This is a genomic window from Asanoa iriomotensis (genome assembly GCF_016862515.1).
Lineage (GTDB): Bacteria > Actinomycetota > Actinomycetes > Mycobacteriales > Micromonosporaceae > Asanoa > Asanoa iriomotensis.
This window is the reverse complement of sequence record NZ_BONC01000002.1, coordinates 210551-228075: the sequence shown is the minus strand read 5'-3', so window position 1 is coordinate 228075 and position 17525 is coordinate 210551. Positions and strand designations below refer to the sequence as shown.

The 17525-nt window shown below is 71.3% G+C and carries 16 protein-coding genes; 11 read left to right on the top strand and 5 right to left on the bottom strand.

Annotated features, from left to right (window positions below):
* Positions 1-14 precede the first annotated feature (14 nt).
* On the top strand, positions 15-752 hold the full coding sequence (locus tag Air01nite_RS02820) for a hypothetical protein (RefSeq protein ID WP_203700172.1): 738 nt from the start codon (positions 15-17) through the stop codon (positions 750-752).
* Positions 753-909: 157 nt separating this feature from the next.
* On the opposite strand, the gene Air01nite_RS02815 is transcribed toward Air01nite_RS02820, so the two are convergent.
* From Air01nite_RS02815 to Air01nite_RS02800, 4 genes are read right to left on the bottom strand one after another with little or no spacing between them, the layout of a single operon-like run.
* Entirely contained in the window at positions 910-1620 is a 711-nt protein-coding gene (locus tag Air01nite_RS02815) for an ABC transporter permease (protein WP_203700171.1), read from the bottom strand.
* A complete protein-coding gene (locus tag Air01nite_RS02810; RefSeq protein WP_203700170.1) occupies positions 1620-2528 on the bottom strand; it encodes an ABC transporter ATP-binding protein in 909 nt (302 codons plus the stop codon). The genes Air01nite_RS02815 and Air01nite_RS02810 overlap by 1 nt, the downstream gene beginning before the upstream one ends.
* A complete protein-coding gene (locus Air01nite_RS02805) occupies positions 2525-3391 on the bottom strand; it encodes an ABC transporter permease (RefSeq protein WP_203700169.1) in 867 nt (288 codons plus the stop codon). Before Air01nite_RS02805 ends, Air01nite_RS02810 begins: the two co-directional genes overlap by 4 nt.
* Complete coding sequence (locus tag Air01nite_RS02800) at positions 3384-4298, bottom strand: ABC transporter ATP-binding protein (RefSeq protein WP_203700168.1); 915 nt, start codon at positions 4296-4298, stop codon at positions 3384-3386. The genes Air01nite_RS02805 and Air01nite_RS02800 overlap by 8 nt, the downstream gene beginning before the upstream one ends.
* Positions 4299-4468: 170 nt before the next feature.
* Between Air01nite_RS02800 and cysC the strand changes: the two genes are divergently transcribed.
* The 5 genes from cysC (at position 4469) to Air01nite_RS02775 (ending at position 8344) form a co-directional block, all read left to right on the top strand.
* Complete coding sequence (gene cysC / locus Air01nite_RS02795; RefSeq protein ID WP_239090450.1) at positions 4469-5971, top strand: adenylyl-sulfate kinase; 1503 nt, start codon at positions 4469-4471, stop codon at positions 5969-5971.
* Positions 5972-6129: 158 nt separating this feature from the next.
* Entirely contained in the window at positions 6130-6417 is a 288-nt protein-coding gene (locus Air01nite_RS02790; protein WP_239090440.1) for a hypothetical protein, read from the top strand.
* 289 nt (positions 6418-6706) lie between these two features.
* Complete coding sequence (locus Air01nite_RS02785) at positions 6707-7468, top strand: DUF6082 family protein (RefSeq protein ID WP_203700166.1); 762 nt, start codon at positions 6707-6709, stop codon at positions 7466-7468.
* 86 nt (positions 7469-7554) lie between these two features.
* A complete protein-coding gene (locus tag Air01nite_RS02780) occupies positions 7555-7878 on the top strand; it encodes an ArsR/SmtB family transcription factor (protein WP_203700165.1) in 324 nt (107 codons plus the stop codon).
* Between the two features lies 1 nt (position 7879).
* A complete protein-coding gene (locus Air01nite_RS02775) occupies positions 7880-8344 on the top strand; it encodes an SRPBCC family protein (protein WP_203700164.1) in 465 nt (154 codons plus the stop codon).
* Between the two features lie 48 nt (positions 8345-8392).
* On the opposite strand, the gene Air01nite_RS40940 is transcribed toward Air01nite_RS02775, so the two are convergent.
* Positions 8393-10399, bottom strand: coding sequence for a glycoside hydrolase family 26 protein (locus Air01nite_RS40940; protein ID WP_239090439.1), 2007 nt, complete (start codon positions 10397-10399; stop codon positions 8393-8395).
* A gap of 186 nt (positions 10400-10585) precedes the next feature.
* Here Air01nite_RS40940 and Air01nite_RS02765 point away from each other — a divergent pair, with 186 nt between their 5' ends.
* From Air01nite_RS02765 to Air01nite_RS02745, 5 genes are read left to right on the top strand one after another with little or no spacing between them, the layout of a single operon-like run.
* Positions 10586-12418 carry a GNVR domain-containing protein gene (locus Air01nite_RS02765; RefSeq protein WP_203700163.1) on the top strand — a complete coding sequence of 611 codons (1833 nt, stop codon included), beginning with the start codon at positions 10586-10588 and terminating at the stop codon, positions 12416-12418.
* A complete protein-coding gene (locus Air01nite_RS02760; RefSeq protein ID WP_239090438.1) occupies positions 12399-13790 on the top strand; it encodes an O-antigen ligase family protein in 1392 nt (463 codons plus the stop codon). The genes Air01nite_RS02765 and Air01nite_RS02760 overlap by 20 nt, the downstream gene beginning before the upstream one ends.
* Positions 13787-15046 carry a phosphotransferase gene (locus tag Air01nite_RS02755; RefSeq protein ID WP_203700161.1) on the top strand — a complete coding sequence of 420 codons (1260 nt, stop codon included), beginning with the start codon at positions 13787-13789 and terminating at the stop codon, positions 15044-15046. The genes Air01nite_RS02760 and Air01nite_RS02755 overlap by 4 nt, the downstream gene beginning before the upstream one ends.
* Positions 15043-15915, top strand: a complete 873-nt coding sequence (locus Air01nite_RS02750; RefSeq protein ID WP_203700160.1) for a sulfotransferase domain-containing protein — start codon at positions 15043-15045, stop codon at positions 15913-15915. Before Air01nite_RS02755 ends, Air01nite_RS02750 begins: the two co-directional genes overlap by 4 nt.
* Positions 15912-17492, top strand: a complete 1581-nt coding sequence (locus Air01nite_RS02745) for a lipopolysaccharide biosynthesis protein (RefSeq protein ID WP_239090437.1) — start codon at positions 15912-15914, stop codon at positions 17490-17492. Before Air01nite_RS02750 ends, Air01nite_RS02745 begins: the two co-directional genes overlap by 4 nt.
* Positions 17493-17525: the final 33 nt, after the last annotated feature.

Sequence of the window (17525 nt, the reverse complement as noted above, 5' to 3'; positions counted from 1 at the left end):
CGACCATCAGCACCATGACGGGGGTTGATGTGTTGCGGCGGGTCAGGCCGCAGGTGGTTCCGGCGACGCGGGTCGCGCTGGCCCTGCTCTGGCTGGTGTGGGCGGTCGCCGCGTGGTGGACGGCACCGCGCGCGGCGACCCTCGACGAGGCGCGGGCCGACGCGGCGGCCGGCCGGATCGTCGCGCACCAGTGGGCCGACTCGTTCGGCGAGACGCTCTGGTTCGGGCGACTACGGTTTTCGCTCGACGCCGACGGGGTCGACCCGGTGCTCGTCTGGCGCACCGGCTTTGGGCGGGTGCACTACACGCTCATCCCCGACGTCGTCACCGAGCCAGGCCCGCGCGGCGACGTGGTGGTGGAGCCCAACCCGGCCGACGATCTCCGCGCGGCGATGCCGGACAGTCAGCGCGGCACCGTCCTGCCCTACTTCGCCCCGGTCCTGGCCGTGGTGATCACCCTGATCTGCCTGGCGATCCTGATCCAGGGGCCGGCGCCGAAGCTCGGCACCCGATGGTTCTGGTTCTTCCTGGGCGGGTTGCCGTTCGGGCTCGGCGTGCTGCTGTGGCTACGCGCCGAACGCCCGTGGGCCGAGCCCGAGGACCCGGCACCGGACAGAAAGACCGGCCAGCCCAGCCGCTACGGCGGGCTGACCGGTCTAGGTCTGATGATCCTCGGCGGGATCGTCATCTCGCTCCTGGTCGCGCTCCGACGCGGCCTACCGGAGTGGTTGGTGCCGAGCGCGCTGCCTTAGGGACGCCTCGACGCGCTGGCCGGGCTGGGCGAGGGTGTGCCGTCGGCTGGCCCGCGCCTCACCGCGGCGGGCCGCGCCTCACCGCGGCGCCGCGCCTCACCGCGGCGGGCCGCGCCTCACCGCGGCGTCGCGGTGGTCGACGCGATGCAGCCCGTCCCTAGCTCGTCTCGCCCGTCACCGAGAACGACTCCAGGCGGCGGATCGCCAGTGCCAGGAAGCCGACCGCGACCACGATGCTCATCACGACCGCGACCGTGAAGGAGACGTTGCCGCTCAGCAGGGGCGAAGAGGATGCCTTGTCGGCGATGGTCAGCGCGTACTGCTGCACCGAGAGCACCCGGGTGCCGCTGACCAGGTTCGACAGCAGGCCCTCCCAGACGATCACGTAGACCAGGCCGAGCAGCACCGGCCGGCGGGAGATCAGGCTCAACGCGACGAAGATCGTCGAATAGAGCACCGCGCCGACCGTGGAGCCCACGATCAGGCCGAGCCCCAGCCGGGGACCCGACGCCAGCGCGCCCACGATGTAGAAGGGAACAGCCGCGGTGGCCGCCGTGACCCCGATCGCGACCAGCAGCTTCGGCACGACGATCCGCCAGCGGGCCAGCGGCTTCGACAGGATGTGCGTGATCGTGCCGTCGTCGATCTCCGCGCCGAGCACGCCCGTGCCGACGATCAGCGCGACGATCGGGAGCAGCGTCGTGAAGCCGAGCGCCACGATGACGGGCTGGGTCCAGTCCGACGCGTTGATCCCGTTGAACCGCGGGATCAGCGCGATGCCGACCATGAGGATGGGCAGGGGCAGCAGCAACAGGAACCGCCGCCGGCCGAGGAGGCCGCGCGTGGTGATCCAGGCGACCGTGGACATCAGGCCTCCACCAGGTAAGAGAAGACGCTTTCCAGGGACTCGTCGGAGGGCAGCAACCGGCGCACCCGGATGCCCTCCTTGAGCGCGATCCGGGGCAGCGCCCGGGTGAAGCTGCCGTAGTCGCCGGCGCGCACGGTCAGACCCTCGCGGGTCAGGTCGACGCCGTTGACCGACGGCTGGTGCATGAGTGCGACCGCCAGCCGCCGGTCGTCGGTGGACTGCACCGCGAAGACGTGCGGCCGGTTGGTCATCAGCCGGCGGATCGTCCGGTAGTCGCCGGACGCCGCGAGCCGGCCCGAGACCATCACCTGCACGATCCCCGACAACTGCTCGACCTCTTCGAGGATGTGCGAGCTGAACAGGATGGTGCGCCCGTCCTGGCCGAGCCGGTTGAGCAGGTCCATCATGTGCATCCGCTGCCGCGGGTCCATGCCGTTGAACGGCTCGTCGAGCAGCAGGACGTCGGGCTCGTGCACCAGGGCGGCGGCGACCCGGGTGCGCTGCCGCATGCCCTTGGAGTAGGTGCCGATCCGGCGGTCCTTGAACTGCGCCATCTCGACCAGGTCGAGCGCCCGCGCCGTGGCCGCGGCCGGGTCGGGCAGGCCGTGCAGCTTGGCGCTGACGAGCACGAACTCCTCGGCGCTGAGGTACGCGTGCACCGACTCGCGCTCGCTGACCAGGCCGAGCTTGCGGTAGACGGCGGGGTTCCGCCAGGTCGACTCCCCGTCGACGGTCAGCGTGCCGCGCGACGGCGGCAGGAAGCCGGCCATCATGTGCAGCAGCGTGGTCTTGCCCGCGCCGTTGGGGCCGAGCAGCCCGGTCACGCCGGCGCCGAGCGACATGGTCACGTCGTTGACGGCCACCACGTTGCCGTACCAGCGGGAAACCCCCGTTACTTCGACGCTCATGACTGCGACACCTTCCGGTAGCGGGTGACCAGCAGCGTGGCGCACGCCGCGATGAGGCCGATGGTGACCAGGGCGTACAGCGGCCCGAACGACCCGACACCGAAGCCGGCTTCGTTGGACGGCTCGAAGAGCCAGTCGCCGACACCGCTGACCAGGCTGACCGGGTTGACCAGCCCGGCGAGCTCGCGCACCGACTCCGACGGCAGGATGCTGAGCACCCCCACGATCGGCGCGGTGACCAGGAACGAGCCGACGATCGCGGCCGCGGCCACCGCGCGCCGCTTGAGCAGCGACGCGATCAGGACCGCGATGCTGCCGAAGACCAGCGCGTACAGCGCCGTGTAGATGATCCCGAGCCCCATGTCGGCCAACTCGTTCATCACGTTGCCGAAGCCCTTGACCGAGAACGCGGCGCCGATGAAGACCAGGATCTGGCCGCCGCCGAAGACCAGCACGATGCCGGTGACCAGCGCGGCGAGCTTCGCCATCGCGTAGTCGGCCGGGCGCAGGGGTCGGGAGAAGTAGAGCGGCAGGACCCCGCTGTGCAGGTCGCGGGAGACCAGCTCGGGCGCGGCGATCGCCACGAAGAGCACGAGAAGGGTGCTCAGGACCTGCGGGAACATCGCGTACGTGAGGACGACCTCGCCCGTCTGCGACCGGATGGCCATCACCACGATGCCCACGATCGCCACGACGGCGACGACCAGCCACGGGAAGATCTTGGCCTTGAAGCTGCGACCCAGGCCGAACACGGTGCGCAAGCTCTGGCTGTACAGCGCGAGGAACGTGTCGCCGCGGCCGAGCCGTTCGCCGTCGTACCGCTGATATCCGATGTCGTGAATGACACCCGCGGGGCTAGACATGCGCGGCCTCCCGGTCGGCGAAGAGCTCGGCCACCCGGTGGCGGCGCTGGTCGAGTCGGTGCAGCGGCAGGTCGAGATCGGCCACCGCGGTCAGGATGCGGTCGTACGTCAGGTCGTCTTCCAGTGGAATGAGCAGCGCGTGCCCGTCGCGGGTGACCGGCAGCCGCATCTCGAGCAGCCGGGCCTCCAACTCCCCGTCGCCCTCGCTCACCTCGACGACCAGCACGTCGGTCGAGGTGGTCATCGCGGAGACGTTGTCGGAGCGCAGCAGCTTGCCGCCGTCGATCGCGATGAGGTGGTCGCAGATCCGCTCGACCTCGCCGAGCAGGTGGGAGCAGACCACGACGGAGATGCCGAACTCGGTGCCGATCCGCTGCACGAGCGTGAGCATCGCGTCGCGGCCGGCCGGGTCGAGGCCGTTGGTCGGCTCGTCGAGGAGCAGAAGATCGGGATCGTGTACGAGGGCCTGGGCCAGCTTGACCCGCTGCTTCATGCCGGTGGAGTAGCCACCGACCTGCCGGTAGCGCTCCTCGTAGAGGCCGACGTGGCGCAGCGCCTCGGACGCGCGCTCACGCGCTGTGGTCTTGGGCAGCCCGCTCATCCGGCCGAGGTGGGTCACCAGCTCGGCGGCGGACAGGTCGGGCGGCAGGCTGTCGTGCTCAGGCATGTAGCCGACCCGGGCCCGGACGCCCATCGGGTCGACGGTCGGATCCAGCCCCAGCACCTGGACCCGCCCAGAAGTCGGCGGCAGCAGGCCGAGCAGGATCTTGATCAACGTGGACTTGCCCGCGCCGTTGGCGCCGACCAGCCCGATGATCCCCGGCTCGACGCTGACCGTCAGGTCGGACAGCGCGGTCACCCGGCCGCCGTACGTCTTGGTGAGCGACTCGGTCGCGATGAGTGTCACGCGCCTCAGCGTATGACCCAACGTCACTGCCGGGGATCCGGCGCACCCCCGATCCCGCCATTAAGGGGTGCGGGTTGTGTGGGTCCGCTCGACCCTGACGGTACGGTGCTGAGACACTTTGGGCGCGGATGGACAAGAGGGGGTTGGGGTTGAGCGAGCGCGGGTGGCTGATGCCCGACGAGATGCTGCGCGACGCGCCGGCGTACAACCCCCGGCCGTCCGAGCTCGCGGACCTTGAGCTGCTGCTCTCCGGCGCGTACGCCCCGCTCACCGGCTTCCTGGGTCGGATCGACCTGTTGTCGCTGCAGCGGCGGGGGCGCCTGGAGGACGGGACGCCGTGGCCCCTACCGGTGACCCTGGAGATCCCGGAGGGCTTGGCGCTCGGCCTGGAGCTGTCGGATCCGGCGCAGCGGTCGGTCGTCCTGACCGACCAGGAGGGCGCCCCGATCGCGGCGCTGGAGGTCAACGACGCGTGGCCGACGCGCGACGGCCGCTACGGGGTGGGTGGCACGGTCCGCCAGCTCGGCGACGGCCGGCACGGCCCGTTCCAGCGGCTGCGACGCACACCGGCCGAGGTCCGCGACCTGCTGCCACCGGGCCGGGTGCTGGGCGTGGTCGCCGACCGCCCGCTGCACCGGCCGCAGCTGGCGCAGATCGCGCACGCGGCGCGTACCCTCGCCGCACATCTGTTGGTCCTGATCCCGGTCGGCGATGCCGGCCCCGGTGGTTTGTCACCCGAGGTGCTGGTCCGCACGGTGTTCGCGGCCCGCGACCGGATGCCCCCGGCGACGCTGGTCGCGGTGCCGCTGGTGCGCCGCGGTGACGAGATCCGGGACGCGCTGCTGCGGGCCCGGGTGGCCTCGGCCTACGGCGTGACCCACCTGCTGTCGACGGGCGAGATGCTCTCGGGCGGCGGCCCGCGGGTCCTGGTGCCGCGGGAACTGGCCTACGACAACCGCGACGGCCAGTGGCGCTGGCGCGACGACATCCCGCCGCGGAACCGCCGGTTGGCGCTCACGAACGACGAGATCGACGACCTGTTGGACCGGGGCTTCCCGCTCCCGGAGTGGCACACCCCGCCGGCGGTGGCGAAGGAACTGGCCCGGGCACGGCCGGCGCGCCGCCATCGGGGCCTGGTGGTCTTCATGACCGGCCTGTCGGGTTCGGGCAAGTCGACGGTGGCGCGGGGCGTCGCCGACCACCTGCGCGAGACCGGCGACCGCACCGTGACGCTGCTCGACGGTGACGTGGTGCGGCGGGAGCTGTCGGCCGGCCTGGGCTTCAGCAAGGAAGACCGCGACCTGAACATCCGCCGCATCGGCTGGGTGGCGGCCGAGGTGGCCCGGCACCGGGGGATGGCGATCTGCTGCCCGATCGCACCGTACGCGTCGGCCCGGAAAACGGCCCGCCAGATGGCGACGGACGCGGGGGCGGGCTTCGTGCTGGTCCACGTGTCGACGCCACTGGAGGTCTGCGAGCGCCGGGACCGCAAGGGCTTGTACGCGAAGGCACGGGCGGGCCTGATCAAGGGCATGACGGGCATCGACGACCCGTACGAGGCCCCGGTCGACGCGGAACTCACGATCGACACGAGCCAGCTGAGCGTCGACGAGGCCGTGGACGCGGTCCTCCACCACCTCACCGAAACAGGCTGGGTCGAGCCCAAGCTCTGACTCGCTTCAAGGGCTGATCTCCCTGCCCCGGGCGTCCGCAAACACTTTTAGTGGTTACCATGGTCTGATGCCGGGCCGACACGCCTGACAGCGGACGCGTTGGTACCGGTGCGCTGTGGAAGTATGGATTTGTCCGTTTTGACTCTTTCCCTGGGGGCATGGGCGTGACCGACATGGTTGCCGGCGAGTCGATGAAGATCGTTCGCCGCCACGGCTCGGCCCCCGCGGAGCGCTGCGGCACGAACGTGACCTGCCCCGACGTGTTCGAGCTCGCCGACGGACGGTTCGCCGTCATGGGGTTGGACGCCACCGCCCACCTCGACCACGAACTCCGGGCGCTGCGCGCCGCCCGGGCCGCCGAGGAACGGATCGTGGTGCTCCCCCGCGAGGTCATGTTGGCCGCTCTGCGCGATATAGATCGGCAGGAGCTCGGGATCGGCAAGTGACCGCCGCCCCGAAAGAACGCGACGAGAAATATTGCAAGGCTCGCCAAAGGCGATAGCGCGGTATAGCGTTTGCAGGGCGACGCATCCCGCTTGCAATTTCTCGATGCCAGGTGGCAGAACGGGGTGCCGCTCCATGCCGACCAGCCGACTGCGACATGGCGATCATTCCATTCATTCACGGGCGCCCACGTCAACGCTGTGGCGCAGGTTAGCATCGTGCTGTCAACATCTAGGTATGACGATCCGCAAAACGCTGCTGCCCTTTCGTTCTTTTCGCCTTGCCTAGACATTGGACGACGACATGGGCGAACCAGTGATGGGCGAGAGAGCGCTCTGGCGGGCCCGCCGGCTCCTGTCCTGGGCCGTCCTGCTGCTGGCCGGCGTCGCCGGTGCGCTCGTCGTCGGCCTCGCGGCTTCCAGCGCGATCGCGGGCACCGCGACGGACGCGGACTGGACGGTCCGGGCGAATGTCGGAGAGGCCTTCGGTCTGCTGAACGCGATCTTTTCCGGCTTGGCGCTGGCTGCCGTTGTGGTGACCTTCTGGATGCAATTCACGGAACTGCGGTCGCAGCGGGCCGAGTTGGCGGTCCAGCGCGATTCACTCGTGCGGACGCAGGCAGAACTGCACCGAAGTGCCGAGGCCGACCTTCGCCGGCTGCACGTCGATCTGGTGAAGATGTCGATCGCCGACCCGGATCTGGCCAGCGTGTGGCCAAAGGTGACGGACTCGATCGAGCGACACCGGCAGTACCTCTATGCGAACCTGATCCTCCAGCACAATTGGCTCCAGCTTCAGATCAGCGACTTCAGCGAAACCGAGCTGCAAAGCACATTCAGATATCTCTTCTCCAGCCCGATCATCAGGGAATACTGGATCATGACCGGCGGCGTGCGCGGCCGAGTCGTCGTGCCCGGGACCTTCGAGCACCGGATGACGCTGTTGGGCGACGAGGTCTGCGCGGAATACGAGCACGTGCTCCGCACCCAGCACGGCCGCCACGGCACGATGCCGGACTGGACCGCCCGCACGGAGGCCGCCGAAGCGGCCTAGCCCGAGGATCGGTTGACATCGGCCCGCCTGAGGCGCATATTCAACCTAGGAGTTAATTAACCGAGTGGTTGAGGAAGGCGGCGGACGTGGACCGGCTGAGCGAGGTGTTCGGCGCTCTCGCTGATCCGACGCGGCGGGCGATTCTGGCTCGGCTCGCGGAGGGGGAGGCGACGGTCAACCAGATCGCCGAGCCGTTTCCGATCAGCCTGCAGGCCGTCTCCAAGCACCTGAAGGTGCTCGAGAAGGCCGGCCTGATCACTCGGGGCAAGGAAGCGCAGTGGCGGCCGTGCCGGCTCGATGCGGCTCCCCTGCGTGAGGTCGCCAACTGGGTGACCACGTACCAGCGGTTCTGGGAAGAGCGCTACGACGAGCTGGGTGCATACCTGAAGCAGATCCAGAAGGAGAACTGAGATGCCCAACAACCTGACCGTGACCACGCCGTCCGATCTCGAGGTCAAGATGGTTCGCGTGTTCGACGCGCCGAAGGCCTTGGTGTTCGCGGCGCATGCCGAGCCTGAGCACGTCAAGCATTGGTGGGGCCGGGGCAATCCGCTCGACGTCGAGATGGACTTTCGGGTCGGCGGCAACTGGCGCTTCGTCGAGCACGCGCCCGATGGCGACTGGGCCTTCCGGGGTGAATACCGGGACATCCAGGCGCCCGACCGGATCGTGCAGACCTTCGAGTTCGAGGGCATGCCCGGCCACATCTGCGAGGAGACGCTGGAGCTGACCGAGGAGGGCGGCAAGACCACCGTCACCAGCGTCACCCGGTTCGACACCAAGGAGGAGCGCGACGGCATGATCGCCTCCGGCATGTCGGAGGGCGCCGGTCAGTCCTACGACGCCCTGGCCGACTACCTGGCCAAGCTGTCCTGAGCAGACGCGAACGGGCCCGGTCCACAAAGGACCGGGCCCGCGCGCGTGTCACGGTTTGCGGGTCAGGTCCACCTGGAAGGTCGGTTCCTGACCCAGCCGGCGGTACGCGGCCAGACCGTCCGACGTCCGGGTCACCCGCGAGTCCTTGCCGCTCTGGTCGGCCGGCGTGTCGAAATAGACGAGCGCCTTCATCCGCGGGAACAGCGACATCTGCTTGGCCACCGAGTCGTAGAACTCGGCCATGTGACCGGGGTTCCGCGACGAGTACCAGACGCCCCACTCGGCCAGCATGAACGGCTTGGTCGGATGCTTCGCCGCGGCGTAGTTGTAGAAGCCCGGCCAGTTCGGCGCGCTGCTCGACGTGCGGTTCATCATCTCCTCGAAGTCGCCGTAGCCGTACTCCCCGGGCTCGCTGTGCGCGTAGACGTCCCAGGCCAGCCAGTCGACCACGTCGTCACCGGGATACAGCGCCTCCCACCACGACTGGGTCAGCCACGGGATGTACGCCATGTGCACCATCACCGAGACCAGGTTGGTCACGCCCTGGGCGCGCAGCCGGTTGATCACGTACCGGAACATGTTCCGATAGTCGGTGGCCGTGTAGCCGGAGCCGCTGGCCGGGCGCACGTCGTTCTCCGGCTCGTGGTGCACCGTGAAGAAGAACGGCTCCGTGAAGTTGTCGCGGATGTGCTCGGCCAGCCGATCGAGATAGTTGTCGGTGTCCTCGTCGCCGCGGGCGATCTGGGCCCAGCTCGCGCCGGTCGGCTTCCAGTTGAGGAAGAGCAGGCGCGGCTTGGCGGGGTCGCGGGCGATCCGCATCTCCATCGAGGTCGGGAAGATCTCGGTGCCCCGGTGGTAGGCGTGATAGATCGCCTGCGTGCGGCCGGTGTCCGACTCGAAGTCGGCGAGCGCCTCGTCACGCGGCTGGTCGGTGTGCGCACCAGGGGCGACACCCCAGAGCGCCCCACACGTGGGTACGAGCTTCGGCCCGAGCGTGCAGCGCGGATCGCCAGGCCCGGTCGGGCTGGTCGTCGGCGTCGGTGAGGTCGGCCCGGTGGTGGGCGGCGTCGTCGGCGCGGGCGTGGTCGGGTTGGCGGTCGGCGGCGTCGTCGTCGGGTTCGTCGTGGGCGGCGGCGTCGTCGGACCAGCGGTCGGCGGCGGGGTCGTCGGACCAGTGGTCGGCGGCGGCGTCGTCGGAGCAGTGGTCGGCGGCGGCGTGGTCGGGTCGTCCGTCGGGTCCGGGCTGGGCGGGTCCGTCGGATCGTCGGTCGGCGTCCCAGGCAGCCCAGGCAGATCGGGCAGGTCCGGCAGGTCAGGGAGATCCGGGAGGTCAGGCATGTCCGGCAGGTCCGGCACCCCAGGAAGGTCGGGCAGGTCTGGCAGGTCCGGCGGAGGCGGCAGGCTGGGCCGAGGGAACGACGGCATCGCCGGCGGCACGGGGGGCTGCGGCATCCCGGCCCACGGCCGCACCGCGTCCTGCCACGACACCCGCAGCGTCGGCGCGTCCAACTCCCGCGCCGCCGTCACACCGTCGGCGTCGTAGAAGTCCCCGAGCCCGCCACCCGCCGCCGTCACGGCGAACGCATAGGTCCCCCGCCCCTTGATGGCCGAGGAAACGTCGAACCGCACCGACCTGTCGGACCGCCCGGGCCGGGCCGCGGCGATCACCGAGCCGAGCCGAGGCGCGTTCAGCTTGTCGAGCCTGTCCTCGCGCCAGGACGTGCCCGGCACCTCGCTGATCTCCAGCAGCCCCGGCAGCGCGCCGGCCCGCCGGGTCAGTGTGATCTCGGCCCGCGCCGGCTTCCGCGACGCCCGCTTGCCGGTCACGTCGAACTTCAGATAGGTCACCGCGGCACCCGCGCCCAGCCCGCCCGCGACCAACTGGACGCGACTCCCACTCGGACTCTCACCGGTCGTCGTCGCGTAGCCGTCGGCGCTGGCCGTCAGCCGCAGGTCCGGGTCAGAACCGAGGGCGCCCCCGACGACACCCAGCAGGACGGCGAAGCCGGTCAGCCCGGCGACGAGCGCGGCACGCGCTCCGAGTGGTCTGGCCATAAAGATTCCCTCCATCGTGACGCCTGGCGGCCGGCGTGGCGGATGGTGCACAAGACCGACTTTAACCAAAATTAGCTACTTGGGGGCATTAGCCGTTTTTCTGGGTTACTGACGGCCTGGCCTTTTGTACCATTCATCCCCCCACGGGCGAGTTACGCGTTACCCGTCACGCCCGTTGAACCTCCCGTGGAAACCACCGGCCCCACCGCACCCGACCTGTCCGACTACCTCGGCCTGCTGCGCAGGCAGTGGTGGCTGGTGGTGCTCGGATGCGCGCTCGGCATCGGCGGCGGGTTCGGGGCGACCCAGGCCATGCCGAAGACCTACGAGTCGGTCACCTCGGTGCTGGTGCAGCCGGCCGGCCAGGACACCAACGTGGCCGGCGGGCGCACCAAGGGCGACATCAACCTCGACACCGAGGCGCAGCTCGTCGGCTCGACCCAGATCGCGGTAGGCGCCGCCGAGCTCCTCCGCGCCGGCGACGCGCCGGACGTGCTGGCCAAGGGCGTCTCGGTGACGGTCCCGGCGAACACCGCGGTCCTGGAGATCACCTACAAGGCGGCGGACCCGGCCCGCGCCCAGGCCGGCTCGCACGCCTTCGCCGAGGCGTACCTGCGCAACCGCGAGGCCAGCGCCCAGGCCGGCATCGACGCACAGATCTCGGCGCTGACCACCAAGGTCAAGCAGCTCAACCAGAACCTGACCCAGATCAACTCGAAGCTGGCCGGGCTGTCCGACGGGAGCGCGTCGCGCCCGAGCCTGGAGAGCCAGCGCAGCACCAACCAGAGCCAGCTCAACTCGATCAGCGGCAAGCTGAACGACCTGACCACGGAGACGGTCAGCGCCGGCAAGATCATCAGTGACGCGCAGCTGCCGGACACGCCCAGCAAGCCCAACAAGAAGCTCAACCTGGCCACCGGCGCGATGCTGGGTCTGCTGCTCGGCCTCTCGATCGCGGTGGTCCGGGAGCGGCTCGACCGCCGCGTCCGTGCGGCCGGTGACGTCGAGCGGGTCGCCCGCGTGCCGGTGCTGGCCGAGCTGACCATCGCCTCCGGACCACAGCTCGACGAGATCTTCCAGCCGTACGCCGCCGGCGGCCGCACCTTCAACCGCCTGCGCAACGAGGTGCTGGCCAGCCTGCGCACCGAGGACCGGGTGGTGGTGGTCGCGGGTGCCAGCCGGGGCGTCGCCTCCACCCTGGTCGCCGCGAACCTGGCCGCCGCCATGGCCCGCAGCGGCAGCGAGGTCGTGCTGCTCGGCGCCCACCTGCCGGACAGCCTGGTGGACGCCGCGCCGCTGGCCCGGCTGTTCGGGGTCGGTGCGACGCCGGGGCTCGGCGACGTGCTGACCGGCAAGGTCGCGCTGCGCGCCGCCGTGCAGCGGGCGCCGCGCGTGCCGTCGCTGCGGGTCGTCACCACGGGCGGCACCGGCAGCGCCGGCGGTCTGCTCCAGTCGCAGGCGCTGCGCCAGGTGCTCGCCCAGCTCCGCCGCCGCGACTGGTACATCGTGATCGACGCGCCCTCAACGGCCAGCAGCGCCGACGCGCAGAGCCTCGCCCGGCTCGCCGACGCCGCGATCCTCACCGTCGAGCTGCGCCGCACCCGCCGGCCGGAGGTGGTCGACGCGGTCGCCCAGCTCACCCGGGTCGGCACTCCGCTGCTGGGCACGGTGGTCATCCCGAAGCTGGCACCGGGCGTCGAGAACCGCCACGGCGACGACGAGGCCGACTTCAACCAGGACGACGACGCACCGGACTTCGACGACCTGCGCGACCTCGACGAGTCCGGCGACCTGGCGCGCGAACTGCCCCGGGCCCGGGCTCGCGCCGGCGTCGACGACTCCGGCGACCTGAGCGTCGCGGGCATCAACCTGGCCGGCCAGGCCCGGGTCCGCAACCGGCCGGCGGCGGCCCGCACCAAGCACGAGACCGACCCGGACACCGCGGTGCTTCGCCGGCTCGACAACGAGACGCTCCGTGACATGGACCGCTCGACCAACAATGGTCACAGCGCTTCGTGAGCGCCGCCGTCACGCCCGGGCGTGGCGGCCGCTCACACCCGAGGCCTGGCTGCCGGCCTGGCCCCTGACCGGGATCCTGCTGCTCTATCCCCTGTGGTGGGCGCTCGGCCTCGGCGTGCTGATCTTCCCGCTGGCCGCGGTGCCGATGGCCTGGTACCTGGTCAAGGCCCAAGCCGCAGGCCGCAGCGTACGGCTGCCGCCCGGTTTCCTGTTCTGGGTCGTGTTCCTGGCCGTGCTGGTCATCGGCGTCGCCGTGCTCGGCGCGGACCCGACCGGCACCGTGCCCGAGCGCGGGCTGTCCCGGATCCCCGGGGCGCTGTTCCGGCTCGGCGAGTACGCGGCGCTGACCGTCCTGCTGCTCTACGCCGGCAACCTCACGGAGCGTGAGCTTCCCCTGGCCAGGCTGGTCAAGCAGCTCGCGTGGCTGTTCGTGGTCACCGTCGCCGGCGGACTGCTCGGTGTGTTCGCGGGCACGTTCGAGTTCACATCGCCGATCGAGTTGCTGCTGCCCGAGCACATCCGGGACAAGGGCTTCATCCGCAGCCTGGTCCACCCTTACGCGGCCCAGATCCACGACATCCTCGGCGACGACCGGCCCCGGCCGGCAGCGCCGTGGGGCTACACGAACACCTGGGGCAACAACTTCTGCCTGCTGATGGTCTGGTTCTGCGCGGCGGTGTTCGGCGCGGCCACCCGGCGCCGCACCCGGCTGCTCGCGGTCGCCTGCCTCGCGGTCTCGGTGATCCCCGTGGTGATCTCGCTGAACCGCGGGCTGTGGATCGGGCTGGGGGTCGCGGCCCTGTACGCGGCCGTACGCCTCGCCGTGGCCGGCCGGATCTGGGTGATCGGTGTGCTGATCGCCGGGCTGGCCGCGGTCGGCGCGGCGCTGGCGGTCACCCCGCTGGGCGACGTCGTCTCCGCGCGGCTCGACAACGGCAAGTCCAACGGCGTCCGCTCGTACCTGGTCGAGCGGGCCGTGACCGGGTCGACCGAGTCGCCGCTGATCGGCTTCGGGTCGACCCGCACCACGATCGGCGGGCGCAACTCGATCACGGTCGGCGAGAGCCACGACTGCGAGCGTTGCGGCAACTTCACAATCGGCGGCAACGGCCAGTTCTGGCAGCTGATCTTCGCGCACGGACTGATCGGCACGATCGGCTACCTGGGCTTCTTCGGCTACGGGATCTGGCGGTTCCGGCGCGACCGCAGCCCGGTCGGCATCGCCGGAAGCTGCGCGCTGGTCGGCTCGTTCGCCGCGATGTTCTGGTACAACACGCTGGTCACCCCGCTGGCGTTCATGTTCCTGGCGTACGCGCTGCTCTGGCGCAACGACGTGCGGCCCCAGCTCCCCGGAGAAAAGGTGACCCCTTGAGCCCTGTTGCCACGGCGCCGGCCCACCTGCGCGCGCAGGACGCCAAGCTGCGCGCGGCGTACCTCCGTGAGGTGCTCGACCTGCTCTATCCCCCGCCGTGCTTCAGCGACGGTGCGCCGGGCGACGACCCGGACGGCCGGGTGGCCGGCGCCGCGGTCGCGGACTACCTGGTCGTCCCGGACGTGCGCCGGCCCCGGCTGCTGGTGCCCGCCCGCTCCCGCCGGATCGCCGCCGCCGCCGTGCGCCGGTACGCCGAGCCGCAGGGCCGGGTCGCCAAGCTCAAGCGCGACGCGGTGGTCACCGCCCTGCGCACCGGCGCGAGCGGGCTGCTGCTGCGGGACCGGGTCCGGGTGTACGGGCCCGCGGCCGAGACCATCGACGGCTACCTGCACCGCGTGCTCGGCGCCGACGTCGCGTTGAGCATCCATATCGGACCGGCGCGGGCCAACCGCAAGCCCGTGCTGCAGCTCATCTCCCGCGACGGGCGCACGGTCGGCTTCGGCAAGCTGGGCACCGGACCGCTGACCCGCCGGCTGGTGCGGGCGGAGACCGCCGCGCTCAACGCGCTCGCCCACGCCGTCGTCGCGGACGTCACGATCCCGCAGGTGCTGCACAGTGGACAGTGGCGCGGCCACCAGGTGCTGGTGCAGAGCGCGCTGCCCGTCTGGCAGCCCCGCGCGCCGCTGGCCGCCGACCGGCTCGCCGCCGCGATGCGGGCCGTCGCGCTGTGCTGCGGCACCTCGAAGGGCTGGCTGTCGACCAGCCCCTACTGGTCGGAGCTGCGCGAGCGGCTGGGCTCGGTGGCCGACCGGCCCGACGGCGCCGCGCTGGCCGCGGCGGCCCGCGACCTGGCGACCCGGGCCGGCGACACGGATCTGCGGTACGGCGCCTGGCACGGTGACTGGTCGCCGTGGAACATGGCACCGCTGGCAGGCTCGCTGCTGGTCTGGGACTGGGAGCGGTTCACCCTGGGTGTCCCGCTGGGCTTCGACGCGCTGCACTACGAGCTGCAGCGGCGGATCCAGACCGACCCGGACGCGGCAGCCGCGGTGGAGCGCACGGTCTCCCGGGCCCCGGTGCTGCTCGCACCGTTCGAGGTGCCGGCCGCCGCGGCGGAGCTGACCGCGCTGCTCTACCTGATCGACCTGGCCGCCCGCTATCTCGCCGACCGGCAGGCCGAGGCCGGCGCCCGGCTCGGCGTGCTGGGCACCTGGCTGCTGCCCGTACTCGTCCGCCGCGTGGAGGCGTTCCGGTGAAGTCGTCACATGTCCCGAACCCGGTAAAGCGGGTCGTCCACTTCGGATCGCGATCGTACGGGCGGATCACCGCGCCAGCCCGGATGTTGCCGTCGTTCCTGATCTGCGGCGGCCAGCGGTGCGGCACGACCTCGCTCTACCGCGCGCTGGCCGCGCATCCGGTGGTGCTCAAAGCCGTGCTGCACAAGGGCGTGCACTACTTCGACACCTCGTATCAGCACGGCCTGGCCTGGTATCGCGGGCACTTCCCGTTGCAGCGCACCGCGACGAAGGTCGAGGAACGCTTCGGCGTGCCGGCACAGACCTTCGAGTCGAGCCCGTACTACATGTACCACCCGCACGCGGCCGCCCGGATCGCCCGCGACCTGCCCGGCGTCAAGCTCGTCACGCTGGTCCGCGACCCGGTCGAGCGGGCCTACTCGCAGCACGCGCACGAGCTGGCCCGCGGGTTCGAGGCGGAGCCGTCGTTCGCCCGCGCGCTGGCGCTCGAGCCGGGCCGGCTGCACGGGCAGGAGGAACGGCTCGCGGACGACCCGACCTACTACAGCTTCGCCCACCAACACCACGCCTACCGGGCGCGCGGCGAGTACGCGTCGTACCTGGCCGCCATGGCGACCCGGGTCGGCCGGGACCAGATCCTGGTGGTGGAGAGCGAGCGGTTCTTCGCCACCCCCGAGGCGGTCTACGACGAGGTACTCGGGTTCCTCGGGCTGCCGAACCTCGGCTACCCACCGTTCGAGCGGCACAACGCCCGGCCGCGCGAGTCCGCGATGGACGCGCGCACCCGGCGGGACCTCACCGCACACTTCGCGGCGCACGACGAGCGCCTGACCGAGTGGCTCGGCCACCCGCCGGTCTGGCGCCGGTGACCGCCCCGCCCGCCTTCCTCGCCGACGCGCCCACCGACGCCGCCGAGACGAAGAAGGCGATCGGCGGAGTCGCGCGGGGCGGGGTCGCGGGGATCCTCGGCGCCGGCGTGGCCGGGCTCGCCGGGCTCGCGGTCACCTGGCTGGTCGCGCACCGGCTCGGCCCCGAGCACGCGGGCGCGTTCTTCGCCGCGACCGCGGCGTTCGTGCTCACCTCGACGCTGGCGAAGCTGGGCACACAGACCGGGCTGGTCTACTGGCCGGCCCGGTTGCGGGCGCGCGGCCACGGTTTCCTGCTCGGCGCCTGCCTGCGCAGCGCGTTCACGCCCGTGGCGTGCGCCGCCCTCACGGTCGGCGTGGTGCTGTTCGCGGCCGCGCCGGAGCTAGCCCGGCTGACCGCGGGCGACGCGTCGCCGGCCGTACGCGCCGAACTGGTCCGGCAGTTGCACCTGCTGGCGGCGTTCGTGCCGCTGGCGGTGCTGTCGGACACGCTGCTCGCCGCCACCCGCGGCTACCGGCTGATCCGGCCGACCGTGCTGCTGGACAAGCTGGTCCGGCCCGGGCTGCAGACGCTCGGCGTCGCGGCGGTCGCGTTCAGCGGTGCGGCCGGGCCGAGCCTGTTCGCGCTCGCCTGGGCGCTGCCGTACGTGCCGACCGCGCTCCTGGCGGCTTACGCGTTGCGCCGGGCTCACGCGCAGACCATGGCCGACATCGTGCCGACCCGGGTGAAGCGGTCGCACCGGGCCAGCATGCGCAAGGCGTTCTGGCGGTTCACTGGGCCGCGTTCGGTCGCCTCGGTCGCGCAACTCGCCCTGCAACGGGTCGACGTGCTGCTGGTCGCCGCGCTGGCCGGGCTCGGCGCCGCCGGCCTCTACGCGGTCGCCGGGCGGTTCGTGGTGCTCGGGCAGTTCGCCAACCAGGGCATCACGCAGGCGGTCCAGCCGAGGTTGGCCGAGGCGCTCGCGGTCAAGGACCGGGCCGCCGCCAACACCCTCTACCAGACCGCGACCGGGTGGCTGATCCTGCTGACCTGGCCGCTGTATCTGCTGGTGATGACGTACGCGCCCGCTTATCTGAGCGTCTTCGGCCCGGCCTTCCGGGACGGCGGGTCGATCGTCCTGGTGCTGGCGGCCGCGATGCTGGTCGCGACCGGCTGCGGGATGGTCGACATCGTGCTGTCGATGGCCGGGCGGACGTCCTGGAACCTCGGCAACGTGCTGGTCGCGCTCGGCCTGACGATCGCGCTGGACCTGGCGCTGATCCCGCGGCTCGGCGCGCTCGGTGCGGCGATCGGGCTCGCGGCGGCCGTCGTGGCCAACAACGTGCTGCCGCTCGCTCAGGTCGGGTTCGGGCTGCGGCTCCACCCGTTCGGTGCGGGTTGGCTGTCCGCGGCCGCCGTCACGGTGGTCAGCTTCGGCGTCGCGCCGCGGGTGGTCGGGCTCGTCCTCGGTGGTGGTCCACTCGCGACGGTTGTCGCGCTGGGTGTCGCGGGCGTCACCTATCTGGCTGGTCTCCGCCTCCTGCGCCGGCCTTTGGCGTTGGACGCTTTGCGGGCGCTGCGTCCCGGTCGCCGGCGTTGACAGCCACGGGTTTACGGCCCGTCCGACGAAAGA